Origin of the sequence: uncultured Streptococcus sp. (assembly GCF_963516575.1) — a bacterium.
Classification (GTDB): Bacteria; Bacillota; Bacilli; order Lactobacillales; family Streptococcaceae; genus Streptococcus.
The window spans coordinates 14004-40716 of the sequence record NZ_CAUQCP010000014.1; the positions used below are offsets into that span (position 1 = coordinate 14004).

At 35.5% G+C, this 26713-nt stretch carries 23 protein-coding genes, 3 tRNA genes and 1 pseudogene; 20 read left to right on the forward strand and 7 right to left on the reverse strand.

The window, feature by feature from the left end:
* Window positions 1-59 precede the first annotated feature (59 nt).
* Window positions 60-818, reverse strand: coding sequence for a ParB/RepB/Spo0J family partition protein (locus RWM06_RS03655; protein ID WP_313970162.1), 759 nt, complete (start codon window positions 816-818; stop codon window positions 60-62).
* Between the two features lie 57 nt (window positions 819-875).
* Window positions 876-2057, reverse strand: coding sequence for a S1C family serine protease (locus RWM06_RS03660; RefSeq protein ID WP_313970163.1), 1182 nt, complete (start codon window positions 2055-2057; stop codon window positions 876-878).
* 181 nt (window positions 2058-2238) lie between these two features.
* On the opposite strand from RWM06_RS03660, the gene rlmH reads away from it, so the two are divergent.
* The 7 genes from rlmH (at window position 2239) to RWM06_RS03695 (ending at window position 5412) form a co-directional block, all read left to right on the forward strand.
* Window positions 2239-2718: a 23S rRNA (pseudouridine(1915)-N(3))-methyltransferase RlmH gene (rlmH, locus tag RWM06_RS03665; protein ID WP_033684574.1), complete on the forward strand. Its 480-nt coding sequence runs from the start codon at window positions 2239-2241 to the stop codon at window positions 2716-2718.
* A gap of 43 nt (window positions 2719-2761) precedes the next feature.
* Window positions 2762-2835, forward strand: a tRNA-Arg gene (locus tag RWM06_RS03670).
* 165 nt (window positions 2836-3000) lie between these two features.
* Complete coding sequence (gene comC / locus RWM06_RS03675; protein ID WP_033684573.1) at window positions 3001-3123, forward strand: competence-stimulating peptide ComC; 123 nt, start codon at window positions 3001-3003, stop codon at window positions 3121-3123.
* A 12-nt stretch (window positions 3124-3135) separates the two neighbouring features.
* On the forward strand, window positions 3136-4461 hold the full coding sequence (gene comD / locus RWM06_RS03680; protein ID WP_313970164.1) for a competence system sensor histidine kinase ComD: 1326 nt from the start codon (window positions 3136-3138) through the stop codon (window positions 4459-4461).
* Window positions 4458-5210: a competence system response regulator transcription factor ComE gene (gene comE / locus RWM06_RS03685; RefSeq protein ID WP_000866065.1), complete on the forward strand. Its 753-nt coding sequence runs from the start codon at window positions 4458-4460 to the stop codon at window positions 5208-5210. Before comD ends, comE begins: the two co-directional genes overlap by 4 nt.
* Window positions 5211-5261: 51 nt before the next feature.
* Window positions 5262-5333 (forward strand) — tRNA-Glu (locus RWM06_RS03690).
* A 5-nt stretch (window positions 5334-5338) separates the two neighbouring features.
* Window positions 5339-5412: transfer RNA gene (locus RWM06_RS03695), tRNA-Asn, on the forward strand.
* A 39-nt stretch (window positions 5413-5451) separates the two neighbouring features.
* On the opposite strand, the gene RWM06_RS03700 is transcribed toward RWM06_RS03695, so the two are convergent.
* Window positions 5452-5994, reverse strand: coding sequence for a TetR/AcrR family transcriptional regulator (locus tag RWM06_RS03700; protein WP_001158275.1), 543 nt, complete (start codon window positions 5992-5994; stop codon window positions 5452-5454).
* Between the two features lie 127 nt (window positions 5995-6121).
* Here RWM06_RS03700 and RWM06_RS03705 point away from each other — a divergent pair.
* Window positions 6122-8765, forward strand: a pseudogene (locus RWM06_RS03705) (YhgE/Pip family protein).
* Between the two features lie 27 nt (window positions 8766-8792).
* Here RWM06_RS03705 and RWM06_RS03710 read toward each other — a convergent pair.
* Together RWM06_RS03710 and RWM06_RS03715 are read right to left on the reverse strand one after the other, a co-directional pair.
* On the reverse strand, window positions 8793-11336 hold the full coding sequence (locus RWM06_RS03710) for a YfhO family protein (protein ID WP_313970165.1): 2544 nt from the start codon (window positions 11334-11336) through the stop codon (window positions 8793-8795).
* A 61-nt stretch (window positions 11337-11397) separates the two neighbouring features.
* On the reverse strand, window positions 11398-13020 hold the full coding sequence (locus RWM06_RS03715) for an ATP-binding cassette domain-containing protein (protein ID WP_313970166.1): 1623 nt from the start codon (window positions 13018-13020) through the stop codon (window positions 11398-11400).
* A 205-nt stretch (window positions 13021-13225) separates the two neighbouring features.
* Between RWM06_RS03715 and trpS the strand changes: the two genes are divergently transcribed.
* Window positions 13226-14251, forward strand: a complete 1026-nt coding sequence (trpS, locus tag RWM06_RS03720; protein WP_313970167.1) for a tryptophan--tRNA ligase — start codon at window positions 13226-13228, stop codon at window positions 14249-14251.
* A gap of 151 nt (window positions 14252-14402) precedes the next feature.
* Window positions 14403-15881: an IMP dehydrogenase gene (gene guaB / locus RWM06_RS03725; protein ID WP_049521113.1), complete on the forward strand. Its 1479-nt coding sequence runs from the start codon at window positions 14403-14405 to the stop codon at window positions 15879-15881.
* Window positions 15882-15931: 50 nt separating this feature from the next.
* On the opposite strand, the gene recF is transcribed toward guaB, so the two are convergent.
* Entirely contained in the window at window positions 15932-17029 is a 1098-nt protein-coding gene (gene recF / locus RWM06_RS03730) for a DNA replication/repair protein RecF (RefSeq protein ID WP_313970168.1), read from the reverse strand.
* Window positions 17030-17031: 2 nt separating this feature from the next.
* On the reverse strand, window positions 17032-17400 hold the full coding sequence (gene yaaA / locus RWM06_RS03735) for a S4 domain-containing protein YaaA (protein WP_313970169.1): 369 nt from the start codon (window positions 17398-17400) through the stop codon (window positions 17032-17034).
* 158 nt (window positions 17401-17558) lie between these two features.
* Between yaaA and yfmF the strand changes: the two genes are divergently transcribed.
* The 10 genes from yfmF (at window position 17559) to pcsB (ending at window position 26598) form a co-directional block, all read left to right on the forward strand.
* Complete coding sequence (gene yfmF / locus RWM06_RS03740) at window positions 17559-18809, forward strand: EF-P 5-aminopentanol modification-associated protein YfmF (protein ID WP_313970170.1); 1251 nt, start codon at window positions 17559-17561, stop codon at window positions 18807-18809.
* Window positions 18806-20089: an EF-P 5-aminopentanol modification-associated protein YfmH gene (gene yfmH, locus RWM06_RS03745; RefSeq protein ID WP_313970171.1), complete on the forward strand. Its 1284-nt coding sequence runs from the start codon at window positions 18806-18808 to the stop codon at window positions 20087-20089. Before yfmF ends, yfmH begins: the two co-directional genes overlap by 4 nt.
* Window positions 20090-20130: 41 nt before the next feature.
* Window positions 20131-20958, forward strand: coding sequence for a cytoskeleton protein RodZ (rodZ, locus tag RWM06_RS03750; RefSeq protein WP_313970172.1), 828 nt, complete (start codon window positions 20131-20133; stop codon window positions 20956-20958).
* Between the two features lie 10 nt (window positions 20959-20968).
* Window positions 20969-21514, forward strand: coding sequence for a CDP-diacylglycerol--glycerol-3-phosphate 3-phosphatidyltransferase (gene pgsA, locus RWM06_RS03755; protein ID WP_000712127.1), 546 nt, complete (start codon window positions 20969-20971; stop codon window positions 21512-21514).
* Window positions 21511-22338, forward strand: coding sequence for an energy-coupling factor ABC transporter ATP-binding protein (locus RWM06_RS03760; protein WP_313970173.1), 828 nt, complete (start codon window positions 21511-21513; stop codon window positions 22336-22338). The genes pgsA and RWM06_RS03760 overlap by 4 nt, the downstream gene beginning before the upstream one ends.
* Window positions 22323-23162, forward strand: coding sequence for an energy-coupling factor transporter ATPase (locus tag RWM06_RS03765; protein WP_313970174.1), 840 nt, complete (start codon window positions 22323-22325; stop codon window positions 23160-23162). Before RWM06_RS03760 ends, RWM06_RS03765 begins: the two co-directional genes overlap by 16 nt.
* Window positions 23155-23949, forward strand: coding sequence for an energy-coupling factor transporter transmembrane protein EcfT (locus RWM06_RS03770; protein ID WP_313970175.1), 795 nt, complete (start codon window positions 23155-23157; stop codon window positions 23947-23949). The genes RWM06_RS03765 and RWM06_RS03770 overlap by 8 nt, the downstream gene beginning before the upstream one ends.
* 58 nt (window positions 23950-24007) lie before the next feature.
* The gene (mreC, locus tag RWM06_RS03775; RefSeq protein ID WP_313970176.1) at window positions 24008-24826 is read left to right on the forward strand and encodes a rod shape-determining protein MreC; all 819 of its coding nucleotides are present in this window, start codon (window positions 24008-24010) and stop codon (window positions 24824-24826) included.
* The gene (gene mreD, locus RWM06_RS03780) at window positions 24826-25320 is read left to right on the forward strand and encodes a rod shape-determining protein MreD (RefSeq protein WP_313970177.1); all 495 of its coding nucleotides are present in this window, start codon (window positions 24826-24828) and stop codon (window positions 25318-25320) included. The genes mreC and mreD overlap by 1 nt, the downstream gene beginning before the upstream one ends.
* 93 nt (window positions 25321-25413) lie before the next feature.
* Window positions 25414-26598 (forward strand): peptidoglycan hydrolase PcsB, encoded by a 1185-nt coding sequence (pcsB, locus tag RWM06_RS03785; protein WP_042901860.1) that lies wholly within the window; start codon window positions 25414-25416, stop codon window positions 26596-26598.
* The last annotated feature ends 115 nt before the right edge of the window (window positions 26599-26713 follow it).

Consider the following 26713-nt stretch of genomic DNA (forward strand, 5'->3'; position numbering starts at 1 on the left):
GCTTTTTATTGAAAAAAATAGTGGATAACCTTGTGAGATAAAAAAATAAAAGAACAGCCTTATTTCAGGCTGTTGATAATTCTACTGTATTCTTCTTGATTTGAAAAAGAAATAATGATTTTTCCACTATCTTTTTTAGATAGTTTAATCTCTACATCTAATCCGAGTAGTTTTTTTAACTGTTCTTCTTCATTTTGTATGAAATAATTCGTTTTTTGAAGTTTCTTTTGTTTTTTCTCTGTCAGAAGAGCTTCTAACTTCCTTACAGAAATGTCTTCCTCTATGATTCGTTGAAAGAAATAGTCTTGTTGTTCCTTATTCAAGCCAACTAGCGAACGTGCATGTGCTTGTGATAGTTTGCCATTTTCTACTTCTGAGAGGATCTGTTCTGGTAAGGAAAGCAAGCGAATAGAGTTGCTGATATAAGGACGAGACTTGCCCATTTTATCTGCAATTTCAGCATGGGTAAATCCTTTCTCTACGAGAGATTCATAGGCGCGTGCTTCTTCTATTGGATTTAAATTTTCTCTTTGTAAATTTTCAATGATGGACTGGACCATCATCTCTTGGTCTGAGAGTTGTTTAACAACAGCTGGTATAGATGTTAGACCAGCTAAAAGTGAAGCCCGATAGCGTCTCTCTCCTGCAAGGATTTCATAACCAATAACAGGAGATTGACGAACAATAATCGGTTGAATGATCCCATTTTCTTTAATAGACTGTGCTAGTTCATTTAGTTTTTCTCTATCAAATTCTTTTCGAGGTTGATAGGGATTTTTTTGTATATCTGTGATAGAAATCATTTCAAATTTTTCCATGATTCTACACTAACACATCTTTTCTTTTATGTAAAGCTTTCTTTACATAGATGTCAATTAAGATTCTAAATCACCTGAACTCTTGTCAAGTTTAATAGATGTAGTTTCTTCTTTACTGTTACGATAGTAAGTTATCTTAATGGTATCTCCGATAGAATGATTGTAAAGAGCACTTTGTAAGTCTGTTGATGAAGCAATCTCTTTATCATCTACTTTTGTAATAACATCGTATTTTTCAAGGTGACCATTTGCAGGCATATTACCTTGCACAGAACGAACAACTACACCAGATGTTACACTGCTTGGAATATTCAGTCTTCTAATATCACTTGTATTAATATTTGAGAGATTGACCATTTGAATGCCCAAAGCTGGACGAATCACTTTTCCGTTCTTTTCCAACTGTTCAATAATATTGATAGCATCATTTGCAGGAATTGCGAAACCAAGTCCTTCTACAGATGTTCCTCCATTTGTGGCAATTTTACTTGAGGTAATTCCGATAACCTGTCCTTGAATATTGATTAGTGGGCCACCAGAGTTACCTGGGTTAATAGCAGTATCAGTTTGGATGGCTTTTGTAGAAATGGCTTGTCCATCTTCAGATTTTAAAGACACATTCCGATTGAGACTAGATACGATACCTTGAGTGACAGTATTTGCATATTCAGAACCTAATGGGCTACCAATGGCAATAGCAGTTTCTCCTACGGTTAACTTGCTAGAATCACCAAACTCAGCTACTGTTGTTACTTTTTCTGAAGAGATTTTGACGACAGCAATATCAGAGAAAGTATCAGCTCCGACGATTTCTCCAGGCACTTTAGTTCCATCTGACAAACGAATATCTACTTTGCTGGCGCCATTTATAACGTGATTGTTGGTTACGATGTAAGCTTCTTTATCATTCTTTTTATAAATAACCCCAGATCCTTCACTAGAGATTTGCTGAGAATTTGTGTCAGTATCATCATTACCAAATACGCTATTTTGTCTGTTTGCTGAATAAGTAATAACAGAAACAACAGCATCTTTTACTTTGTTAACAGCCTGAGTTGTTGAATTTTCGTTCTTATAGGCAGTCTGTGTAATGGTGCTATTGTTGTTAGAATTGCTTACACCACTTTTTTGAGTTAGTTGGTTTATTGAAAAGCTACCCAAGGCTCCACTAATAAAGCTAATGACGATAACGACTAATAATTGAAACCATTTTTTGTAAAATGTTTTTAGATGTTTCATATTTGCCTCCATATGTTTGAAATTACTGAAAGTATAAACTGACTAGCTTAATTATAACTTAAACACAAAAGTTTTTCACAGATTGTGGATAACTTTCAAAAATCTGTGGTTTCTCGGTTAAAATTAACTTTTATTTTGTGAATAAGGTGTGAAAGAATAGAGAATATGTTAGAATAGAGTCATGAAAATTAAAGTTGTAACAGTCGGGAAACTGAAAGAAAAGTATTTAAAAGATGGCATTGCAGAGTATTCAAAACGAATTTCTCGATTTGCTAAGCTTGAAATGATTGAGCTAGCAGATGAAAAAACACCAGATAGGGCTAGTGAGTCAGAAAATCAAAAGATTTTAGAAATAGAAGGTCAGAGAATTTTATCAAAAGTTGGTGACCGTGATTTCGTTATTGTCTTGGCTATAGAAGGGAAAACTTTCTCCTCGGAAGAATTTAGTAAGCAGTTAGAAGAAGCTTCTATAAAAGGATTTTCTACTCTTACCTTTATTATTGGGGGGAGTCTGGGATTAGCACAGGATGTAAAAAAGAGAGCCAATCTTTCTGTCAGTTTTGGCCGCTTAACCTTGCCCCATCAGTTAATGAGACTAGTCCTTGTTGAACAAATCTATCGCGCTTTTACAATTCAGCAGGGATCACCCTATCATAAATAGAAAATTGACTTTTAATTGAATTTTTGGTAGAATGATTGTGTTAGGTCTCATAGCTCAGCTGGATAGAGCATTCGCCTTCTAAGCGAACGGTCGCAGGTTCGAATCCTGCTGGGATCAATATAGTAGCAAAGCTGGGAATTTTCCCGGCTTTTTTCTTAAAAAAGTACACTTGGGGAGAAAAAAATGACAGTTGAGAGAATTTTATCTAAAACGAAATTCCATTTTGTATAATGGTTTTTGTAAGTTAGCTTACAAGAAAAAAACATTTTAGGAGATTTTATTATGAAAAACACAGTTAAATTGGAACAGTTTGTAGCCTTGAAGGAAAAAGACTTGCAAAAAATTCAAGGTGGGGAGATGAGGAGAATAGATAAAATGTTCATTAATTTTCTTAAAAGAAGATAAGGGAGTGTCAGAATGAATTTTTTCTTAGTAGTAGATTTTATATTATATTTTTTTATTATTAGTCACAGTTACAGTTTAATTTGCAAAGGTAAAATAAAAACAAAGGAACTATACGTTTTTGGTGCTTATACATTACTAGTAGAAATAGTACTTAGCCTTCCCTTTCATCTTCTACATTTAGATGAATTAGGGATTGTAACATTTTTATTTCCTTTGATGCTATATTCCTATTTTAAATGGATTAAACAGTATGAGAGGGATAGAGGACTATTCCTAAGTTTACTACTATCTCTTTTATATGAGAGCACTCATACCTTTCTGTCTGTAACTTTTTCCTCTATAACAGGAGACAATTTTGTTTTACAATATTATGACCTATTCTTTTTAGTTGTAACGGTGTTGACTTATGTCGTTATCGTAACAATCATTCGTTATTTCCATTTGGAACTAGCCTATTTTGACAAGGACTACCTTTATCCTTTCTTGAAAAAAGTATTTTTTGCTTTATTATTGTTACATGTTGCATCTTTCGTTTCAGATATGGTAAGTACGGTTAAACATTTGAATAGTTTTGGAAGTATTTTGTCATCTATTGTCTTTATCTCTCTCCTTTTGACCTTCTTTGCAATGAATTCTCATAAAGTTCAAATGGAGAAAGAGATTGCTTTGAAGCAGAAGAAATTTGAACAGAAACATTTACAGAATTATACAGATGAAATTGTTGGCTTGTATAATGAAATCCGTGGTTTTAGACATGACTATGCTGGAATGCTTGTCAGTATGCAGATGGCAATTGACAGTGGTAATTTACAGGAAATTGACAGAGTTTACAATGAAGTTTTGGTCAAAGCAAATCACAAATTGCGTTCAGATAAGTACACTTACTTTGATTTAAACAATATAGAAGATTCAGCTTTACGAAGTTTGGTTGCTCAGTCCATTGTCTATGCTCGAAATAATGGTGTAGAGTTTACACTGGAAGTAAAAGATACGATTACTAAGCTTCCAATTGAACTATTGGATTTGGTTCGTATCATGAGCGTTTTATTGAACAATGCTGTCGAAGGATCAGCTGATAGTTATAAAAAGCAGATGGAAGTAGCAGTTATTAAGATGGAAACTGAAACAGTGATTGTGATTCAGAATTCATGTAAAATGACGATGACTCCTTCAGGAGATCTATTTGCTTTAGGATTCTCCACTAAGGGAAGAAATCGCGGAGTCGGATTAAATAATGTGAAAGAACTACTAGATAAGTACAACAACATTATTTTAGAAACAGAGATGGAAGGCAGTACATTTAGACAAATTATTAGATTTAAGAGGGAATTTGAATGAAAGTTTTAATTTTAGAGGATGTTATTGAACATCAAGTGAGACTAGAGAGAATATTGGATGAAATTTCGAAAGAATCGAATATTCCAATATCATACAAGACAACAGGAAAAGTCCGTGAATTTGAAGAATACATTGAAAATGATGAAGTAAATCAGCTTTATTTCCTAGATATCGATATTCATGGAATTGAGAAAAAGGGATTTGAAGTGGCTCAACTCATTCGTCATTACAATCCTTACGCTATTATCGTCTTTATCACCAGTCGATCAGAGTTTGCGACTCTGACCTATAAATACCAGGTATCAGCCCTAGATTTTGTTGATAAGGATATCAACGATGAGATGTTTAAGAAGAGAATTGAGCAAAATATCTTCTACACGAAGAGTATGTTGCTTGAAAATGAAGATGTTGTAGATTATTTTGACTACAATTACAAGGGAAATGATTTAAAAATCCCTTACCATGATATTTTGTATATTGAAACGACAGGAGTCTCTCATAAATTACGCATTATTGGTAAGAATTTTGCAAAAGAATTTTATGGTACCATGACAGATATTCAGGAAAAGGACAAACATACACAGAGATTTTATTCTCCTCATAAGTCATTTTTGGTAAATATAGGCAATATTAGAGAAATTGATCGAAAAAACCTAGAAATTGTTTTTTATGAAGACCATCGTTGTCCTATTTCAAGGTTAAAAATTAGAAAATTGAAAGATATTTTAGAGAAAAAATCTCAAAAGTAATTGACAATTAGCAAGAAATTGATATAATGGTTATATCTGCTACAGATAGAAGGTCCGTTGGTCAAGGGGTTAAGACACCGCCTTTTCACGGCGGTAACACGGGTTCGAATCCCGTACGGACTATTTTATCCGCCATAGCTCAGTTGGTAGTAGCGCATGACTGTTAATCATGATGTCGTAGGTTCGAGTCCTACTGGCGGAGTATAGATAAAAGGGAACACAGCCGTGTTCCCTTTTTGTATCAATTTGTATCACCAAGCATTTTCATAAGGAAGTCTGTTATTTCTTGAGGACTTTCTTTTTTTCCATGTGCAATCCAAGTTTGACAGACACCAAAAAGTGCGTGAGTTAGATAGATGCTACTATATTCTAATTCAGTGGTATTTAGATTCAGTTGCATAAATCGCTTTTGTAAATCTGTACTGAGCATGATATGAAGTTTATTTCGTAAGAAATTTTGGATTTCTTTAGTCCCATTTTCAGAAAGAAGGGCAGCCAGAAGTGGTTCTGACTCTAGATATTCAAATACTTCTAAAATAGCGTCTCTTTTGTGATGAGCATGTTTTTGAAAAATATATTCAAATGTATGGAATAGCTTGCTTTGATAATGCTCAATCATATCATACTTATCCTTATAGTGAGTATAGAAGCTGGAACGACTAATTCCGGCTTTTTCTGCTAGCTTGACAGTAGAAATTTGATCAAATGGCTGTTCCATCAGTAATTGTACCATAGCATTTTCAATAGTTCGCTTTGTTTTTAAGCGTTTGTTACTTTCTTGCATATTTCCTCCTTGTAAACAAATTAGACCATATGTCTAAAAATAGATTTTTTATCTTGTAATTTAGATTTTTTAATGTATAATCTATTATATCAAAATTTTAGACAATATGTTTAAAAAAGGAGAAACTATGTTTAAAGAATGGAAAGCAATTTTTAAAAAACCAACCTTTATTATTGTCATGATAGGGATTTCTCTTATTCCAGCTCTGTACAATATCATATTTTTGTCCTCAATGTGGGATCCGTATGGTCAATTGTCTGACTTACCTGTGGCAGTTGTCAATCATGATAAAGAGGCTTCCTATAATGATAATACTATGGCAATAGGAAAAGACATGGTGTCCAATTTAAAAGAAAATAAAACCTTGGATTTTCATTTCGTGGATGAAGATGAAGGAAAGAAGGGATTGGAAGATGGCGATTACTATATGGTAGTGACTTTACCAAGTGATTTATCTGAAAAAGCAGCTTCTATTTTAACGGATCATCCAGAGCAAATGCAAATCGATTATCAGACTTCAAGTGGTCATAGTTTTATTGCCAGCAAGATGAGTGATTCTGCTATGACACAATTAAAGCAGAGTGTTTCTACAAATGTAACTGATACCTATACTAAAGCATTATTTAACAAAATGGTCGATTTAAAGGATGGCATGAGTCAAGCAGCTTCTGGTAGTGAAAAATTAACTGATGGAGCGAATCAGTTAGTGGCAGGAAGTCAAACATTAACTACTAACCTACACTCTTTAGCAGCTTCAAGTTTAACATTTTCAAATGGAGCGGAGCGGTTTACTAAAGGATTATCCTCATATGTCTCTGGTGTTGAACAACTTCATCTTGGCTTAGGGAATTTTAATAGTGGTTTAGTTACATATACTGGTACAGTGAGTCAATTAGATAGCGGATTAGGTCAATTAGCTTCTAAAAGCCCTGAATTAGTGAGGGGAATTAATCAATTATATACTGGTGTAGAATCCTATACTGGCGGTGTTTCTCAGCTTAATGCTAGTCTTAATCAATTTTCATCTGGTGTTAGTGCCTACACCAATGGAGTGGGAAATCTTGCAACAGGTGCGAATCAGTTATCTAATCAATCAGCTACACTTCGAATGGGTGTGGAGCAATTAAGTGAAGGAATTCAACAACTTTCTAGCAAGTTAGATGCTTCGTCTGAGCAAAAAGATCAAATTGCTCAATTATCTTCTGGTCTAAATCAGTTAAATCAAGCCATTCAAAATATTGATGTTGAAGATACAAAACAATTAGATTCTGTTTTATCAAGTATAGTATTTCTTTCTAATCAAATGTTAGCAAGTGCTCAGTCTGAAAAAGCAACTACATTAGCCAATATTCAATCGACAGCAGCTTATCAATCCTTGACAAGTGAGCAACAAGCTGAAATAAGTGCTTCTGTATCTCAAAATTCAACTGATAGTATTCAATCGGCTCAGTCAATTGTAGCTTTAGTACAAGGTTTACATGGCAATTTAGAAAACTTACAAAATCAATCTTCTAATCTTTCAATTTTAAAAAAATCAAGCTAATCAAGTATTACCGCTTGCTTCTACTTCTTTGACAGGATTGTCAAGTGGATTAACAGATATACAAGGAGCAGTGACGAGTAAATTAGTTCCTGCCAGTCAGTCGATTGTATCAGGTGTAAACGCATATACTGCAGGTGTTGATAAAGTTTCTCAGGGCGCAAGTCAACTAAGTGAAAAGAATTCCACCTTGATAGGTAGTTTGGATCAACTAGTTTCAGGCTCAACTACCTTGACACAAAAATCTTCTAAATTGACAGCAGGAGTTGGTCAATTAGTTGAAAAAACTCCAGAATTAGTATCTGGTATTGAAAAATTATCAACTGGCTCCAACCAATTGAATCAAAAGAGTCAAGAATTGATAGCAGGAGTTGATAAATTGCAGTCAGGATCTAGCCAACTAGCTGACAAATCCAGTCAGTTAATTTCAGGTGCTTCTCAATTAGAAAGTGGAGCTAATAAATTGGCAGATGGAGCTGGGAAACTAGCAGAAGTTGGAACAAAGTTAACTTCTGGATTGGAAGGTTTACAGATAGGAGTTGCTTCTTTAGGACAAGGACTAAGTAATGCTAGTGATCAACTCAAGTCAGCATCAACAGAATCTAAAAATGCAGAGATTTTGTCAAATCCTCTCAGTCTCTCCAAAACTGACAATGACCAAGTTCCTGTAAATGGAATTGCAATGACTCCTTATATGATATCAGTTGCTCTCTTTGTTGCAGCAATATCAACGAATATGATATTTGCGAAGTTGCCTTCAGGACATCATCCAGAGAGTCGTTGGGCTTGGTTGAAATCTCGAGCAGAAATAAATGGTATTATAGCTGTTTTGGCAGGAATTTTGGTATATGGAGGAGTTCATCTTATTGGTCTAACGGCTAATCATGAAATGAGAACATTTATTCTCATTATCCTAACAAGTTTAGTATTCATGTCTATGGTGACCGCTTTAACAACATGGAATAGCCGTATAGGAGCTTTCTTTTCTCTTATTTTGCTTTTATTACAGTTAGCATCAAGTGCAGGTACTTATCCACTTGCCTTGACAAATGATTTCTTTAGAGCTATTAGTTCTTGGTTACCAATGAGTTATTCAGTTTCGGGATTACGACAAACAATCTCTATGACAGGAAATATTCATCATCAAGTCATTTTCTTTGTTGTGATATTAACTCTATTTACTGTTTTAGGTATGCTAGCCTATCAACCTAAGAAAATGGAAGAAGATTAAAAATCGACCGATTAACTGGTCGATTTTTTATGTCTTAGATGACTTTCGTTTGTGATTATAGATTGCAAATAGTAAAAGAGAAGTAAAGGAACAGATTGCTCCAATAACAAAACCATTAGGAATAAAGGAAAGTGTAATTGTTCCTTTTCCCTTTGGAACATCAACTTTCATAAATCCAGTTTGAACTTGTTTAATTTCTATTTTCTTACCATCTTGGTAGGCAGACCAACCTTTGTCATAAGGAATGGTGAAGAAAATGGATGTATCTTGTTGGACATCATATGTAGAAAAAACCTTGTTTTTAGAAGTTGATACTGTTACAGGTTGTTCTTTAATTTTTTGAATTGCCTCAGTTAAAGTTTGGGTATCTAAACGGTAGAAGGTAGGAGATTCAAATGATACTTGTGAATTTCCAGGGAAACTAACATGAATATTGAAAGTTTTTTTCTCTTTTGTATAACCTAGATTAAAGAAGGAGAAGACATTATCAGTTGTAAAAGTCTTTTTTTCACCATTTACAAGGATGTCAACATTCTTTTGTTTATCATTAGAAAAGTGAAGATTTGTGAAAGAAAGATAAACTTGGCTGTTTTCTGGTACTTCAATTTGATACTGGATTGTTGCATTCTCATTTGACGAACTTGTAACACTAATCAAATCATCAGTATATTCAGTTTTTTCATAAGGTATTGAAGAAAAATAATCAAAATTGACGTTAGCAAGTTGATTTAAAAACGAGGCCTGATTATCTAGAGTATGTTCAGTGAAATTGACATCATTGTAAACAGATTGACTAGCAAAGGCAATCGGAAGAGAGAATTGATTTTCATATAGGGTAAGATTATCTTTTTGATATACATCTTGGAAACCATACTTATCAATAGGGTTTTCTGAGATATTGTACTGGATGCCAAATAAACTATCAGCCAAAATACTATTATTGGCATAGCGGAGATTGAGATTGGTCCCAGAGGATTTAAAACCAAGTTTATCCAAAGTAGAGCTTGCTGAACGATTTCGAACAGATGAAAATTGAGAGATTCCATTGTAGTTAAATTTCATACTGTCATTTCCTGTCTGAGTCTCTAGTTTCTCAGTACGAGTAAATGAATTCCCAATATATGTTGAGAAAGATTTCATAGCTGGGATATCTCTACTATATGCACTTCGAGAAGCAAATCCCCATTCCTTAGCAATTCCATCTATTTGAGATGAAGCATTTAAACTCATTTCAACCATTATAAATAAAGAGATTAGAGTGGCAAATAGATTTACAGAGATAAACTTTTTAATAACTGCAAGGAGTAAAAGAGAATAGACAACCACAAATTCAAGAGTCAGCAGAATATTCAAATCTGTTAAAAAAGAATAATGCGATTTTAGATAGATGGTGGCTAAAAATCCTGTTACTACAAGAAAAAGAGAAGCTAAAAAATTCCAGACTTTAATTTCTTTCAGATGATTTAAGACTTCTGCTGCTGTGTAAATTAACAGGGTAGAGAAAATCCAAGCATAGCGATGTAAAAACATGTTTGGAGTATGCATGCCTTGCCAAAATAAATCAAGAGCTTCTATATAAAAGCTTGCAATTAGAAATGTAAAGAAGATTGCATAGATAAGTTTCACGTGAAACTTAATAGATTTCAGCGTAAAAAATAAAATGGTCAAAATAAGGGGAAGTAGTCCTACAAAAATCATTGGAATAGCCCCATACTTGGTTGTGTCAAAGGAACCGATGAATTGCTTAGCAAAGAGATCAAGATACCAGCTACTTTCAGTTTGAAACTTTGTAACTTCAGTCAATTTTTCTCCATGTGTCTGTAAATCAAACAGAGTAGGAAGGGTCAGAATCAAACTAGCCATACCAGCTAAAAAGGAGGTCACGACAAAATCAAGAACAGATGATTTTCGGGTTTTAAAGTCCCACGAAATTTGACAGAGATACCAGAAAATAAGAAACAATGCTGCCATATAGCCAAAATAATAATTTTGAATAAATAAAATTGACAGACTTGTAAAGTACAATAAGAATTTTTTTTCAGTGATAAGCAGGTGTAAACCAGTTATAATTAAAGGAATCAAGATAAAAACATCTAGCCAGGTCTTTATCTCTAGTTGACTAACAGTGAAACTCATCAGAGCATAGGAAGTAGATAAAGCTAGTTTTAAAGGCTTAGGAATCGATTGAAATAATTTATTTAAACTAAAGTAAGTTGACAATCCAATCAATCCAAATTTTAAGAGAGTTGTCAGATAGACAGAATCTGGCATATTCGACAGATTAAAAAAGTAAACTAGAGGTGAAAGGAAACTTCCCAAGTAATAACTAGATAGGGCATAGAAATTCAATCCAAGGCCACTTGTAAAGGTGTAAAACAGACTACCATTTCCATGTAGGATATTTCGTAAAGCTACATCAAAAATAACGTATTGATGAAAGCCATCTCCTAATAGAGGAGAGTTGTCGCTATTCCAGTAGATACCTTGAGATAGATATACTCCTGTCATAATGATTATGGGAATGATGAAAGAAACAAAATAGGTCCAATATGTTTTAAAAAATAATTTCATGTTACCTCATAAAATGTTAGAAAACTCAGCTGGTTAACCCAACTGAGTTTTGAAGTTTTATTTAGTCTTTCCAAAGTTCTTTAACTTTTACTTGTACTTCTGCATTTTCTAGGAATTCATCGTAGGTTTCATCAATACGATCGATAACGCCATTTTTAGACAAGACAATGATATGGTTAGCTAGAGTTTGAATAAACTCGTGGTCATGACTGGCAAAGATGATTGATTCTTTAAAGTTTTTCAATCCATCATTCAAGCTTGAGATAGATTCTAAGTCTAAGTGATTGGTTGGATCATCAAGTACAAGGACATTTGATTTCAAGAGCATGAGTTTTGAAAGCATGACACGGACTTTTTCTCCCCCTGATAAGACGTTGACAGGTTTGTTAACCTCATCTCCAGAGAAGAGCATACGGCCGAGGAAACCACGTAGGAAAGTATTGTCATCTTCTTCTTTACTTGCGAATTGACGCAACCAGTCAAGGATTGACTCTCCTCCTGCAAAATCTGCCGAGTTATCTTTTGGCAAGTAAGAACGGCTAGTAGTTACTCCCCACTTGACAGCTCCTTCATAGTCAATGTCCCCCATGATTGCACGAATTAATGCAGTCGTTTGGATGTCATTTTGTCCAATAAGCGCGGTCTTATCACCTGGACGCAAGATAAAGCTGATATTATCTAAAATAGTCTCACCATCAATCTTTACAGTTAGATTTTCTACTGTCAAGAGATCATTACCAATCTCACGCTCTGCTTTAAAGTTGATAAATGGATATTTACGACTAGATGGTACAATTTCTTCAAGTTCAATCTTATCAAGCATTTTCTTACGTGATGTTGCTTGTCTTGATTTAGAAGCATTAGCAGAGAAACGAGCTACGAATTCTTGCAATTGTTTAATTTTTTCTTCTGCTTTAGCATTACGGTCTGCTAGCAATTTAGCAGCGAGTTCAGAAGATTCCTTCCAGAAGTCATAGTTTCCGACATAGAGCTTGATTTTTCCAAAGTCAAGGTCGGCCATGTGAGTACATACTTTGTTTAAGAAGTGACGGTCGTGGGATACTACGATAACGGTGTTATCAAAGTCAATCAAGAAGTCTTCTAACCAAGTAATAGATTGGATGTCTAAACCGTTGGTAGGCTCGTCCAAAAGAAGAACATCAGGTTTACCAAAAAGTGCTTTGGCAAGGAGAACTTTTACTTTTTCACCGTTGGCCAATTCGCTCATGTTTTGATAGTGCAATTCTTCTGGAATGTTTAGGTTTTGAAGGAGTTGAGAGGCTTCACTTTCTGCTTCCCAACCTCCAAGCTCGGCAAACTCTCCTTCGAGTTCGGCAGCACGCACTCCATCCTCATCTGAGAAATTTTCCTTCATGTAGATGGCATCTTTCTCTTTCATGATGCTATAAAGTTTTTCATTTCCCATGATAACAACATCAATGGCACGTTCATCTTCATAGTCAAAGTGATTTTGACGAAGAACAGAGAGACGCTCATCTGGACCAAGAGAGATGTGACCAGTAGTAGGTTCGATATCTCCAGCTAAAATTTTTAAAAAGGTTGATTTTCCGGCACCATTAGCACCGATTAATCCGTAAGTATTTCCTTCTGTAAATTTGATATTGACATCATCAAAAAGTTTGCGATCACTAAAACGTAGTGAAACATCAGATACTGTAAGCAATGTTTTTCTCCTATATGTGTAATATATTTATTCTACTAGAAAATACGGAAATATTCAAATTTTTATCTGTCAATTTTTTGTAAATTAAATTTACAGTACACTTTACACAAATCCGTAAATAGCAAGGTTGATTTATTTTAATAAATTGCAGTTATTTCATTAAAAAAATGCTATAATTGAAGGGACCATATCGAAGGAGAATAAAATGACTAAACCCATTATTTTAACAGGAGACCGTCCAACAGGAAAATTGCATATTGGACATTATGTTGGAAGTCTCAAAAATCGAGTATTATTACAGGAAGAGGATAAGTATGATATGTTTGTGTTCTTGGCTGACCAACAAGCTTTGACAGATCATGCTAAAGATCCTCAAACCATTGTAGAGTCTATCGGAAATGTGGCTTTGGATTACCTTGCAGTTGGATTGGATCCAAGTAAATCAACAATCTTTATTCAAAGCCAGATTCCAGAGTTGGCTGAGTTGTCTATGTATTATATGAATTTGGTGTCATTAGCACGTTTGGAGCGTAATCCAACTGTCAAGACAGAAATTGCTCAGAAAGGATTTGGAGAAAGTATTCCGACAGGATTCTTGGTCTATCCAATAGCTCAAGCAGCTGACATCACAGCTTTTAAGGCTAATTATGTTCCTGTTGGGACAGATCAGAAACCAATGATTGAGCAAACTCGCGAAATTGTTCGTTCTTTTAACAATGCATATAACTGTGATGTCTTGGTAGAGCCGGAAGGTATTTATCCAGAAAATGAGAGAGCAGGGCGTTTACCTGGTTTAGATGGAAATGCTAAAATGTCTAAATCACTCAATAATGGTATTTATTTAGCTGATGATGCGGATACTTTGCGTAAAAAAGTAATGAGTATGTATACAGATCCAGAACATATCCGCGTTGAGGATCCAGGTAAAATTGAAGGAAATATGGTTTTCCATTATCTAGATGTTTTTGGTCGCCCAGAAGATGCTCAAGAAATTGCTGACATGAAAGAACATTATCAACGAGGTGGTCTTGGTGATGTGAAGACCAAGCGTTATCTACTTGAAATATTAGAACGTGAACTTGGTCCTATTCGTGAGCGCCGTATCGAATTTGCTAAGGATATGGGAGAAGTTTACAATATGCTTCAAAAAGGTAGTGAAAGAGCGCGTGAAGTTGCAGGTCAAACCCTATCTGAGGTTAAAGGAGCAATGGGACTTCATTACTTTAACTAAGTTTATTTTACAAGAAACTATCATTTCTCTCTCGAAGAAAAGATAGTTTTTTATTTACCCCTGTAACATTTGACAAATTTTTATAGAATGGTATGATAGATACAATATAAAAAGAGTCAAGCTCAAAAAGAAAGAAAAGAGGAAACTTCGAATGTCTAATTGGGACACTAAATTTTTGAAAAAAGGTTTTACCTTTGATGATGTATTGCTTATTCCAGCTGAAAGTCATGTGTTACCTAACGATGCAGATTTAACAACTAAATTGGCAGATAATTTGACTTTAAATATCCCAATTATTACCGCCGCCATGGACACAGTTACAGAGAGTCAAATGGCCATTGCTATTGCTCGTGCAGGCGGTCTCGGAGTTATCCATAAAAACATGTCAATTGCTCAACAAGCAGAAGAGGTTCGTAAGGTAAAACGTTCTGAAAATGGAGTTATTATTGATCCGTTCTTCTTGACGCCTGAACATACAATTGCTGAAGCAGATGAGCTTATGGGACGTTACCGTATCAGTGGTGTTCCAGTTGTTGAAACACTTGAAAATCGTAAATTGGTTGGTATTTTAACAAACCGAGATCTTCGTTTTATTTCAGACTATAACCAACCAATCTCAAATCATATGACCAGTGAAAATCTTGTTACTGCTCCTGTGGGTACAGATCTTGCAACAGCTGAGAGCATTCTTCAAGAACACCGTATTGAAAAGCTTCCTTTGGTAGATGAAGAAGGTCGTCTTTCTGGTTTGATTACTATCAAAGATATTGAAAAAGTTATTGAGTTTCCAAATGCTGCTAAAGATGAGTTTGGTCGTCTTCTAGTTGCAGGTGCAGTAGGTGTTACTTCAGATACATTTGAACGTGCAGAGGCTCTTTTTGAGGCAGGAGCGGATGCGATTGTTATTGATACTGCACATGGTCATTCTGCAGGTGTCTTGCGTAAAATTGCTGAGATTCGTGCTCACTTCCCAGATCGTACTTTGATTGCTGGAAATATTGCTACTGCTGAGGGAGCGCGTGCCCTTTATGAAGCAGGTGTAGACGTTGTCAAGGTTGGGATTGGACCAGGTTCTATCTGTACTACTCGTGTGATTGCTGGTGTTGGTGTTCCGCAAGTAACAGCTATCTACGATGCTGCAGCTGTTGCGCGTGAATATGGAAAAACGATTATTGCTGACGGTGGAATCAAGTATTCTGGAGATATTGTAAAAGCACTTGCGGCTGGTGGAAATGCAGTTATGCTTGGATCAATGTTTGCTGGAACTGATGAAGCTCCAGGCGAAACTGAAATCTTCCAAGGACGTAAGTTTAAGACTTACCGTGGTATGGGATCAATTGCTGCTATGAAGAAAGGTTCAAGCGATCGTTACTTCCAAGGTTCTGTCAATGAAGCAAACAAACTTGTTCCAGAAGGAATTGAAGGTCGTGTTGCTTATAAAGGTGCGGCAGCTGATATTGTCTTCCAAATGATTGGAGGTATTCGCTCTGGTATGGGTTACTGTGGTGCAGCTAACCTTAAAGAACTACACGATAATGCTCAATTTATTGAAATGTCTGGTGCTGGTTTGAAAGAAAGCCACCCTCATGATGTACAAATTACTAATGAGGCACCAAATTATTCTATGTAAAAAACAATGAAAAGAACTCCCGTGGAAATAGGAGTTCTTTTACAATATTGTCAATTGTAATTTACAGAAACTTTACCATCCTGAATAGTGAAGATACTTAGATTTGTTGGTAAATTTCGAAGATGATCTAAGCTTGTTGTTGTGATAAAGGTTTGGATTGAATGAGAAATCGTTTCTAATAATTTTAGTTGTCTAGTGTTGTCAAGTTCGCTCATAACATCGTCAAGCAGTAATATTGGAGATTCTGTAGTAATACTTTCCATTAACTCGATTTCTGCTAATTTTATCGAGAGGACGAGACTACGATGTTGACCTTGACTTCCAAAACTAGCATCCATCCCATTTATATAAAAAGAAATGTCATCTCGATGAGGACCAACACCAGTATTCTTTTTAAATAAATCTCTGGATTTACTTTTTTCTAAAGCAATTTTGAAAGATTCTGATAAGTCTTCCTTGTCAGTTATCTTTACAGAAGATTGATAGGATATTGACAGCTCTTCAATCTGATTAGAAAGTTCAAAATGTTTCTTACGACCAAAATGCTCTAGTTTTTTTATGAAATCTAAGCGGTGATTCATTACACGACATCCATAATCAACTAGCTGATCATCTAAGACTGAAAGGAAGGTTTCATCTATTTTTTGAGCTGATCTTAGGTAAGTGTTTCTTTGCTTTAGGATGTGGTTATAATTGGTTAAGTCAGATAAATAGATTGGCTTGATTTGTCCAAGTTCCATATCAATGAATTTTCGTCGAACCGAAGGTGCTCCTTTAATTAGTTGTAGATCTTCAGGAGCAAATAAGACAACATTCATGTGTCCGACATAGTCTGAAAGGCGTGCCTGTTTTAAATGATTAACTTTTGTCACACGGCCTTTTTGTGTTAGTTCGATTTCGAGAGGAATAGATCCAGTTTTTTTCTGAACAAGACCTGAAAGATGAAGTTGTTCCTCATCAAAATGAATGAGATTTTTATCTGTTCGAGTTCGATGACTGCGTGTTAAGGCTAAAAAATAGATAGCCTCTAACATGTTTGTTTTTCCTTGTGCATTGCGTCCTAAAAAGACATTCAATTTAGGATTAAAGTCTATTTTCGTCTCTTTGTAATTACGAAAAGTCTTGAGAGATAGGTTTTGTAGCCACATGATTATCTACCAGGGAATCGCGGAGCTTGTCTGCTTTTGGGTGATGAAGTAGGTTTTGATTTATCTTTTTTTACTCCCTTGTTCATCTCTTTAACAAGTTTAGCGATTCGTTCTTTTTCAACTTTATCAGCTTGGTATTCATCTTGCTCCTCAGAAGTAGGTTGTGTCAACAAGATGTCAATATTCATGTCAGGGATATCAATTTTATCGCCAATACGAAGTTTTTTACCACGACGATTCTCTAATTCCCCATTAAAGTAAACAGAATGTTCAGAGAGAAATGATTTAATAGCTCCTCCGCTATGTGTAATTCCAAGTTCTTTGAGTAGTGCTTGGAGGGTAATAAATTCTTCAAATAATTTGTATTCCATAATTCACCTCAATCTTTGGTATTATACCATATTTTCCTAAAAATAGTGAGAGAAACAGGGAGAAATGTAAGCGATTTTTATTTCAAAAGTGTTACAGAGAACAAGAAAATTTCAGGTTTTCGTGATATAATAGAAGTCTGTATATAAGGAGGTAAATCATGGAGTTAGTGCATGGAATTTCAACACATTTTATCCAATCAAAAAAGTTTAAAACGAACAAAATCACCGTGCGTTTTACCGCTCCATTATCCCTCGATACGATTGCAGGTCGCATGTTGAGTGCGAGTATGCTAGAGACTGCTAATCAGATGTATCCCACTTCTCAAAATTTGAGAAGACATTTGGCCAGTCTATACGGTACAGATATGTCAACCAATTGTTTCAGAAGAGGGCAAAGTCACATTGTAGAATTGACATTTACCTATGTTCGTGATGAGTTTTTAAGTAGGAAAAATGTTCTAACTTCTCAGGTTTTGGAATTTGTAAAAGAAACTCTTTTTTCACCCGTAGTAGTTGATAATGGGTTTGATTCGACCTTATTTGAAATTGAGAAAAAACAATTGCTAGCAAGTTTAGCAGCTGATATGGATGATTCTTTTTATTTCGCACATAAAGAATTGGATAAATTATTTTTTCATGATGAACGTCTTCAATTGGAATATAGTGATTTACGAAATCGTATTTTAGATGAAACTCCACGGAGTTCTTATTCTTGTTTCCAAGAATTTTTGGCCAATGATCGAATAGATTTCTTTTTCCTAGGTGATTTTAATGAGGTTGAAATTCAAAATGTATTAGAATCATTTGCCTTTAAAGGTCGAAAAGGAGATGTGAAGGTTCAGTATTGTCAGCCTTATTCCAATATCCTTCAGGAAGGTATGGTTCGGAAAAATGTGGGACAGTCTATTTTAGAGTTGGGATATTATTGCTCTGCTGAATATGGCGATGAGCAACATTTACCCATGATTGTAATGAATGGTTTACTTGGTGGATTTGCTCATTCTAAGCTCTTTACAAATGTCCGTGAAAATGCTGGATTGGCTTATACTATTTCCAGTCAGCTCGATTTGTTTAGTGGATTCTTGAGGATGTATGCTGGTATCAATCGAGAAAATCGTAACCAGGCTCGTAAAATGATGAATAATCAACTGATTGATTTAAAAAAAGGATATTTTACAGAGCTTGAGTTAGAGCAGACCAAAGAAATGATTCGTCGGTCTTTATTACTTTCTCAAGATAATCAAGGTTCATTGATTGAACGTGCTTATCAAAATGCCTTACTTGGAAAATCTTCAGCAGATTTTAAAAGTTGGATTGCAAAACTCGAGCAAGTTGACAAAGATGCTATTTGTAGAGCAGCTAATAATGTGAAACTACAGGCGATTTACTTTATGGAAGGAATAGAATGACAAAGGTTGTTTTTGAAGAAAAATACTATCCAACTGTAAAAGAAATGGTTTATCGAACTCGTTTGTCAAATGGATTGACAGTTGCTCTTTTGCCTAAAAAGGAATTTAAAGAGGTTTACGGGAGTGTAACTGTACAGTTTGGTTCGGTAGATACGCTTGTCACAGAAGTTGACGGAGATGTAAAACAATATCCTGTAGGAATTGCTCATTTTCTTGAACATAAATTATTTGAGAGAGAAGATTCTAGCGACTTGATGTCGGCTTTTACTAGTCTAGGTGCAGATAGTAATGCCTTTACAAGCTTTACAAAAACAAGTTATCTTTTTTCATCAACGGATCATTTTTTAGAAAATTTAGACTTACTTGATGAATTGGTAACATCAGCACACTTTACTGAAGATTCCATTTTAAGAGAGCAGGATATTATTCAGCAAGAACGAGAAATGTATCAAGATGATCCAGATTCGTGTTTATTCTTTTCAACTTTAGCAAATTTATATCCTGGCACACCTTTAGCAACGGATATAGTTGGAAGCGAGGAGTCCATTTCCCAAGTCAATCTAACTAATTTGCAAGAAAATTTTACAAGGTTTTACAAACCTGTAAACATGTCTCTGTTTTTAGTTGGCAATTTTGATGTGGATCAAGTACAGGACTATTTTGAAAGCAAAGAACTGAAAGATTTAGATGTTCAGGAAGTAGCAAGAGAAAAGTTTGTTTTACAAGATGTAAAGCGAACAGACAGTATGAGAATGGAAGTGTCTTCTCCTAAATTAGCGATTGGGATTAGAGGTAAGCGAGAAGTTGCTGAGGATGATTGCTATCGACATCATATTTTATTAAAATTATTATTTGCAATGATGTTTGGTTGGACTTCGGATCGTTTTCAAAAATGTTATGAATCAGGTAAAATTGATGCGTCCTTATCTCTGGAAGTTGAAGTAACAAGTCGCTTTCATTTTGTCATTTTGACAATGGATACAAAAGAGCCAGTTTCTTTATCTCATCAGTTTAGGAAGGCCATTCGTAATTTTACAAAGGATTTAGATATTACAGAGGAACATTTAGATATTATAAAAAGAGAAATGTTTGGAGAATTTTTCAGTAGCATGAACTCTCTTGAATTTATTGCAACTCAGTATGATGCTTTTGGACAAGGTGAGACAATCTTTGATTTGCCGAAAATTTTACAGGAAATCACTTTAGAGGATGTCCTTGAAGCAGGACATCACTTAATAGATGAAGGGGATATAGTTGATTTTACAATATTCCCATCGTAGTAACCTATCATAATAGACACTAGAAAGAAGGGATGACAAGTATGAGGAAAAAAACAATTGGTGAGGTTTTACGATTAGCTAGAATCAATCAGGGATTGAGTTTAGAAGAATTACATAAAAAAACAGAAATTCAGTTGGATATGTTAGAAGCGATGGAAGCTGATGATTTTGATCAACTTCCTAGTCCATTTTATACTCGTTCTTTTTTGAGAAAATATGCGTGGGCAGTTGAGCTAGATGAGAGAATTGTCTTGGATGCTTATGATTCTGGGAGCATGATTACTTATGAAGAAGTAGATGTTGATGAAGATGAGTTGACAGGCAGGAGACGTTCAAGTAAGAAAAATAAGACCTCATTTTTACCTTTATTTTATTTTATACTCTTTGCACTATCGATTGTCATTTTTGTGACTTATTATGTTTGGAATTATCTTCAGACTCAACCGGAGCGTTCATCTGTGTCTAGTTATAGTGTAGTCCAAGCAACAAGCTCGGCTAGCTCTGTAGCTCAATCTACAAGTATTAGTTCATCAAGCAGTTCTTCGAATATTGAATCCGCTATAACGGTATCAGGTGAAGGAAATAGAGTAGAAGTTGCTTATAAAACAAGTAAGGAAACTGCAAAATTGCAATTATCAGTCTCAGATGCTAGAAGTTGGGTTAGTGTTTCAGAAAGTGAGCTTGAGGGTGGTATAACTTTATCACCGGATAATAAAAGTGCGGAAACAACAGTTTCAACCAAAAATCCTGTGACCATTACTTTAGGTGTTGTCAAAGGTGTCGCCTTAACAGTAGATAATCAGACTGTTGACTTATCGAAATTAACAGCTCAGACTGGAAAAATCATTGTAACTTTCACTAAGAATTAAGGAAAAACGAATGAAAAAAGAACAAATTCCAAATCTCTTAACAATAGGTCGAATTCTCTTTATACCTATTTTTATCTTTATTTTAACGATAGGAAATTCGATAGAGAGTCATATAGTAGCAGCTATTATCTTTGCTATTGCCAGTATTACCGATTATTTAGATGGATATTTAGCTCGTAAATGGAATGTGGTCAGTAATTTTGGTAAATTTGCAGATCCTATGGCGGATAAGTTACTAGTTATGTCTGCTTTTATTATGCTGATTGAGTTAGGTATGGCTCCAGCTTGGATTGTTGCAGTGATTATCTGTCGTGAGTTGGCTGTGACAGGTTTGAGACTTTTATTGGTTGAAACTGGTGGGACAGTTTTAGCAGCAGCAATGCCTGGAAAAATTAAAACTTTCAGCCAGATGTTTGCGATTATTTTCTTGCTATTACATTGGACTTTGCTTGGTCAAGTTCTACTTTATGTAGCCTTGTTTTTCACTATCTACTCTGGCTATGATTATTTCAAGGGTAGTGCCTATGTATTTAAAGGGACATTTGGTTCGAAATGAAATCAATAATTGATGTAAAAAATCTTTCTTTTCGCTATAAGGAAAGTCAGGAATACTATGATGTGAAAGATATTACGTTTCACGTGAAACGTGGAGAATGGCTTTCGATTGTAGGGCATAATGGTAGTGGTAAATCAACGACGGTTCGATTAATTGATGGTTTACTGGAAGCAGAATCTGGAGAGATTGTAATTGATGGTCAACGGTTGACTGAGGAAAATATTTGGAGTATACGTCGTCAAATCGGTATGGTTTTTCAAAATCCAGACAATCAATTTGTTGGAGCGACTGTTGAAGATGATGTTGCCTTTGGTTTGGAAAATCAGGGACTTTCTCGTCAAGAAATGAAAAAGAGAGTGGAAGAAGCTCTGGATTTGGTTGGCATGTTGGACTTTAAAAAGAGAGAGCCAGCACGTCTGTCAGGTGGTCAAAAGCAACGTGTGGCTATTGCAGGTGTTGTAGCCCTAAGACCAGCGATTCTAATCCTAGATGAAGCAACGAGTATGTTGGATCCTGAGGGTCGTAGAGAACTGATTGAGACAGTAAAAGGAATTCGAAAAGACTATGATATGACGGTCATTTCCATTACACATGACTTGGAAGAAGTTGCCATGAGTGATCGCGTATTGGTCATGAAAAAAGGAGAAATTGAGTCAACCAGTAGCCCAAGAGAACTTTTCTCTCGAAATGATTTAGACCAGATTGGATTAGACGATCCTTTTGCCAATCAATTAAAACATTCTTTGAGCCAGAATGGCTATGATTTACCTGAAAATTATTTGACAGAAAGTGAGCTAGAGGATAAGCTATGGGAATTGCTCTAGAAAATGTGAGTTTTACGTATCAAGAAGGGACTCCCTTAGCTTCAACAGCTTTGTCAGATGTTTCTTTGACGATTGAAGATGGTTCTTATACGGCTTTAATTGGCCACACAGGTAGTGGCAAATCAACTATTTTACAACTTTTAAATGGTTTATTGATTCCAAGTCAAGGGAGTGTGCGGGTTTTTGATACCTTAATCACCTCGACTTCTAAAAATAAAGATATTCGTCAAATTAGAAAACAGGTTGGCTTGGTATTTCAGTTTGCTGAAAATCAGATTTTTGAAGAAACGGTTTTGAAAGATGTTGCCTTTGGACCGCAAAATTTTGGAGTTTCTGAAGAAGATGCGGAGCAGATTGCGCGTGAGAAACTGGCTCTGGTTGGAATTGATGAATCACTTTTTAATCGTAGCCCGTTTGAGCTGTCAGGGGGACAAATGAGACGTGTGGCCATTGCAGGTATACTTGCAATGGAGCCAGCTATATTAGTCTTAGATGAACCCACAGCAGGTCTGGATCCTCTGGGTAGAAAAGAGTTGATGAATTTGTTCAAAAAACTCCACCAGTCAGGGATGACTATCGTCTTGGTAACGCATTTGATGGATGATGTTGCCGAATATGCGAATCAAGTCTATGTGATGGAAAAGGGACGTCTAGTTAAGGGTGGTAAGCCAAGTGATGTTTTTCAAGATGTTGTCTTTATGGAAGAAGTGCAGTTGGGAGTGCCTAAAATTACGGCCTTTTGTAAACGATTGGCTGATAGAGGCGTATCATTTAAACGATTACCGATTAAGATAGAGAAGTTCAAGGAGTCTCTAAATGGATAGTATGATTTTGGGGCGTTATATCCCAGGGGATTCGATTGTTCACCGATTGGATCCACGTAGCAAATTATTGGCTATGATGCTACTAATTTTGATTGTGTTTTGGGCTAATAATCCCTTGACGAATCTAATTCTTTTTATAGCGACAGGGATATTTATTGCCTTGTCAGGAGTATCTCTTTCATTTTTTATTCAGGGCTTGAAATCTATGTTTTTCTTGATTGCCTTCACAACTATTTTTCAACTTTTTTTCATTTCTAATGGGAATGTTTTGTTTGAGTTTTCGTTTGTGAGAATCACGGATTATGCTTTGCAACAAGCTGGAATTATTTTTTGTCGCTTTGTATTGATTATTTTCTTTTCAACTTTGTTAACCTTAACGACCATGCCCTTAAGTCTGGCATCAGCTGTCGAAGCTTTGTTAGCGCCTTTAAAGCGTGTGAAAGTTCCAGTTCATGAAATTGGATTGATGCTGTCCATGAGTTTGCGTTTTGTCCCAACCTTGATGGATGATACGACACGGATTATGAATGCACAGAAAGCGCGTGGAGTGGATTTTGGTGAAGGAAGCATTGTTCAAAAGGTGAAGGCTATGATTCCCATTTTGATTCCTCTTTTTGCGACAAGTTTAAAACGTGCAGATTCCTTGGCTATCGCCATGGAAGCGCGTGGGTATCAGGGCGGAAAAGGCAGAAGTCAATACCGACAACTAAAATGGACTAGAAAGGATACGCTGACCCTTCTTATTATTCTAGTACTTGGTTGTTGCTTATTTTTCTTAAAATCTTAGTAGCTTTCAGGAATTGATAAAAAATTACTGTAACAGTTTTTGATATAAAGGTAGGAATATGAACCGTTTTAAAAAATCAAAATATGTCATTATTGTTTTTGTCACTGTTCTGCTTGTCTCAGCTCTCTTAGCGACGACTTATTCAAGCACAATTGTGACAAAATTAGGAGATGGAATCTCATTGGTTGATAGAGTTGTACAAAAACCTTTTCAGTGGTTTGATTCTGTCAAATCAGATTTGGCTCATTTGACACGAACATATAATGAAAATGAAAGTTTGAAGAAACAGATTTACCAATTAGAAGTTAAATCAAATGAGGCGGAAAGTTTAAAGACAGAAAATGAACAATTGCGCCAATTGCTTGATATGAAGTCCAAGTTGCAAGCCACAAAGACTTTAGCAGCGGATGTTATTATGCGTTCTCCAGTATCTTGGAAACAGGAATTGACCCTGGATGCAGGCAAATCAAAAGGGGTTTCTGAAAATATGTTAGCCATTGCAAATGGTGGTTTGATTGGGAGTGTGTCAAAAGTGGAGGAGAACTCTACTATGGTCAACCTTCTGACAAATACGGAAAATGCTGATAAGATTTCTGTTAAAATTCAACACGGCACTACCATAATTTATGGAATTATTGTTGGCTACGACAAGGAAAATGAAGTTCTTAAAATTAGCCAATTAAATAGCAATAGCGATATTAGTACAGGCGATAAGGTGACAACGGGTGGATTAGGAAACTTTAATGTTGCTGATATTCCTGTTGGTGAAGTGGTTGCCACAACGCATAGTACGGACTATTTGACACGAGAAGTAACTGTTAAATTGAGTGCAGATACTCATAATGTGAGTGTGATAGAATTAGTGGGGAATTCATAATGAGACAGCTGAAGCGGGTTGGAGTGTTTTTATTGCTTCCTTTCTTTGTTCTAATTGATGCCCATATTAGCCAGCTTTTGGGTTCATTTTTCCCCCACGTGCAGTTGGCTAGTCATTTTCTATTTTTGTTTCTCTTATTTGAGACGATTGAAGTATCAGAGTATCTCTATTTAGCCTATTGTTTTGTAGTGGGTTTGGTTTATGACATTTACTTTTTCCACTTGATAGGGATTGCGACTCTGTTGTTCGTCTTGTTGGGGGTATTTCTCCATAAATTTAATAGCGTTATTTTATTGAATCGTTGGACGAGAATGTTGGCAATTATTGTCATAACTTTTCTATTTGAGATGGGGGCATATATACTTGCATTAGTAGTAGGTTTAACTGTGGATAGTATGTCTTTGTTCATAGTCTATAGTTTAGTTCCATCAATGATTTTGAATCTTATATGGATGATTGTTTTTCAGTTTATTTTTGAAAAATTTTATCTATGAGAAAGAAATACAAATGTAATAAAGGCGTAATATTTATTATGTCTTTTTTTGGTATACTAGTATTGTCTTAAATAGAAGGAGTATCTACGTAATATGAAGAAAAAAATCTTAGCGTCACTTTTACTAAGTACAGTAATGGTTTCTCAAGTTGCTGTTTTAACAACTGCGCATGCAGAAACTACTGATGACAAAATTGCTGCTCAAGATAATAAAATTAGTAACTTAACAGCACAACAACAAGAAGCCCAAAAACAAGTTGATCAAATTCAGGAGCAAGTATCTGCTATTCAAACAGAGCAATCAAACTTGCAATCTGAAAATGATAGACTACAAGCTGAATCTAAAAAGCTTGAGGGTGAAATTACAGAACTTTCTAAGAATATTGTATCTCGTAATGATTCGTTGCAAAAACAAGCTCGTAGTGCTCAAACAAATGGAGCTGCAACAAGCTATATAAATACAATTGTAAACTCAAAATCGATTACAGAAGCTATTTCACGTGTTGCTGCAATGAGCGAAATCGTATCTGCAAACAATAAGATGTTGGAACAGCAAAAAGCAGATAAAAAAGCTATTTCTGAAAAACAAGTAGCAAATAATGATGCAATTAATACAGTTATTGCAAATCAACAAAAATTAGCTGATGATGCTCAAACATTAACTACAAAACAAGCAGAATTGAAAGCTGCAGAATTGAACCTTGCTGCTGAAAAGGCTACAGCAGAGGATGAAAAAGCAAGTTTACTTGAGAAAAAAGCAGCAGCGGAAGCAGAAGCTAAAGCAGCAGCAGAAGCAGAAGCTGCTTATAAAGCTAAACAAGCAAGTCAAGAACAAACAGTTGTTGCTTCTGGAAATACAACCTTTACAGCAGAAGTTCAAGCAGTCTCTGAATCATCTTCAAGCTACACTCCTGCACTAGTGAAACATCATCCAACATATAGCACAAATGCGTCAAGTTATCCAACTGGTGAGTGTACATGGGGAGCTAAGACATTGGCACCTTGGGCTGGAGACTACTGGGGTAATGGAGCACAGTGGGCTACAAGTGCAGCTGCAGCAGGATTCCGTACAGGATCTACACCTCAAGTTGGTGCGATTGCATGTTGGAATGATGGTGGATATGGACACGTAGCTGTAGTTACAGCTGTTTCATCATCAACAAGCATCCAAGTATCTGAATCAAACTATGGTGGAAACCGTACAATCGGAAATAAACGTGGATGGTTCAATCCTACTACAACTTCAGAAGGTTTTGTAACATATATCTATCCAAACTAATGAATGAAACGAAGAGGCTCTATTCGTGTCTCTTTTATGATGATTTATATAGTCAACTTACGCTAAATTCCCAAACTAAGTTCCACCGCTAGTAGAAGTGGAAGTTAGTCTGATA

Bases quoted from the DNA above. Each gene is read 5' to 3' on its own strand.
- RWM06_RS03655 (WP_313970162.1), bottom strand. From the start codon at position 818: ATGGAAAAATTTGAAATGATTTCTATCACAGATATACAAAAAAATCCC.
- RWM06_RS03660 (WP_313970163.1), bottom strand. From the start codon at position 2,057: ATGAAACATCTAAAAACATTTTACAAAAAATGGTTTCAATTATTAGTC.
- rlmH (WP_033684574.1), top strand. From the start codon at position 2,239: ATGAAAATTAAAGTTGTAACAGTCGGGAAACTGAAAGAAAAGTATTTA.
- comC (WP_033684573.1), top strand. From the start codon at position 3,001: ATGAAAAACACAGTTAAATTGGAACAGTTTGTAGCCTTGAAGGAAAAA.
- comD (WP_313970164.1), top strand. From the start codon at position 3,136: ATGAATTTTTTCTTAGTAGTAGATTTTATATTATATTTTTTTATTATT.
- comE (WP_000866065.1), top strand. From the start codon at position 4,458: ATGAAAGTTTTAATTTTAGAGGATGTTATTGAACATCAAGTGAGACTA.
- RWM06_RS03700 (WP_001158275.1), bottom strand. From the start codon at position 5,994: ATGCAAGAAAGTAACAAACGCTTAAAAACAAAGCGAACTATTGAAAAT.
- RWM06_RS03710 (WP_313970165.1), bottom strand. From the start codon at position 11,336: ATGAAATTATTTTTTAAAACATATTGGACCTATTTTGTTTCTTTCATC.
- trpS (WP_313970167.1), top strand. From the start codon at position 13,226: ATGACTAAACCCATTATTTTAACAGGAGACCGTCCAACAGGAAAATTG.
- guaB (WP_049521113.1), top strand. From the start codon at position 14,403: ATGTCTAATTGGGACACTAAATTTTTGAAAAAAGGTTTTACCTTTGAT.
- recF (WP_313970168.1), bottom strand. From the start codon at position 17,029: ATGTGGCTACAAAACCTATCTCTCAAGACTTTTCGTAATTACAAAGAG.
- yaaA (WP_313970169.1), bottom strand. From the start codon at position 17,400: ATGGAATACAAATTATTTGAAGAATTTATTACCCTCCAAGCACTACTC.
- yfmF (WP_313970170.1), top strand. From the start codon at position 17,559: ATGGAGTTAGTGCATGGAATTTCAACACATTTTATCCAATCAAAAAAG.
- yfmH (WP_313970171.1), top strand. From the start codon at position 18,806: ATGACAAAGGTTGTTTTTGAAGAAAAATACTATCCAACTGTAAAAGAA.
- rodZ (WP_313970172.1), top strand. From the start codon at position 20,131: ATGAGGAAAAAAACAATTGGTGAGGTTTTACGATTAGCTAGAATCAAT.
- pgsA (WP_000712127.1), top strand. From the start codon at position 20,969: ATGAAAAAAGAACAAATTCCAAATCTCTTAACAATAGGTCGAATTCTC.
- RWM06_RS03760 (WP_313970173.1), top strand. From the start codon at position 21,511: ATGAAATCAATAATTGATGTAAAAAATCTTTCTTTTCGCTATAAGGAA.
- RWM06_RS03765 (WP_313970174.1), top strand. From the start codon at position 22,323: ATGGGAATTGCTCTAGAAAATGTGAGTTTTACGTATCAAGAAGGGACT.
- RWM06_RS03770 (WP_313970175.1), top strand. From the start codon at position 23,155: ATGGATAGTATGATTTTGGGGCGTTATATCCCAGGGGATTCGATTGTT.
- mreC (WP_313970176.1), top strand. From the start codon at position 24,008: ATGAACCGTTTTAAAAAATCAAAATATGTCATTATTGTTTTTGTCACT.
- mreD (WP_313970177.1), top strand. From the start codon at position 24,826: ATGAGACAGCTGAAGCGGGTTGGAGTGTTTTTATTGCTTCCTTTCTTT.
- pcsB (WP_042901860.1), top strand. From the start codon at position 25,414: ATGAAGAAAAAAATCTTAGCGTCACTTTTACTAAGTACAGTAATGGTT.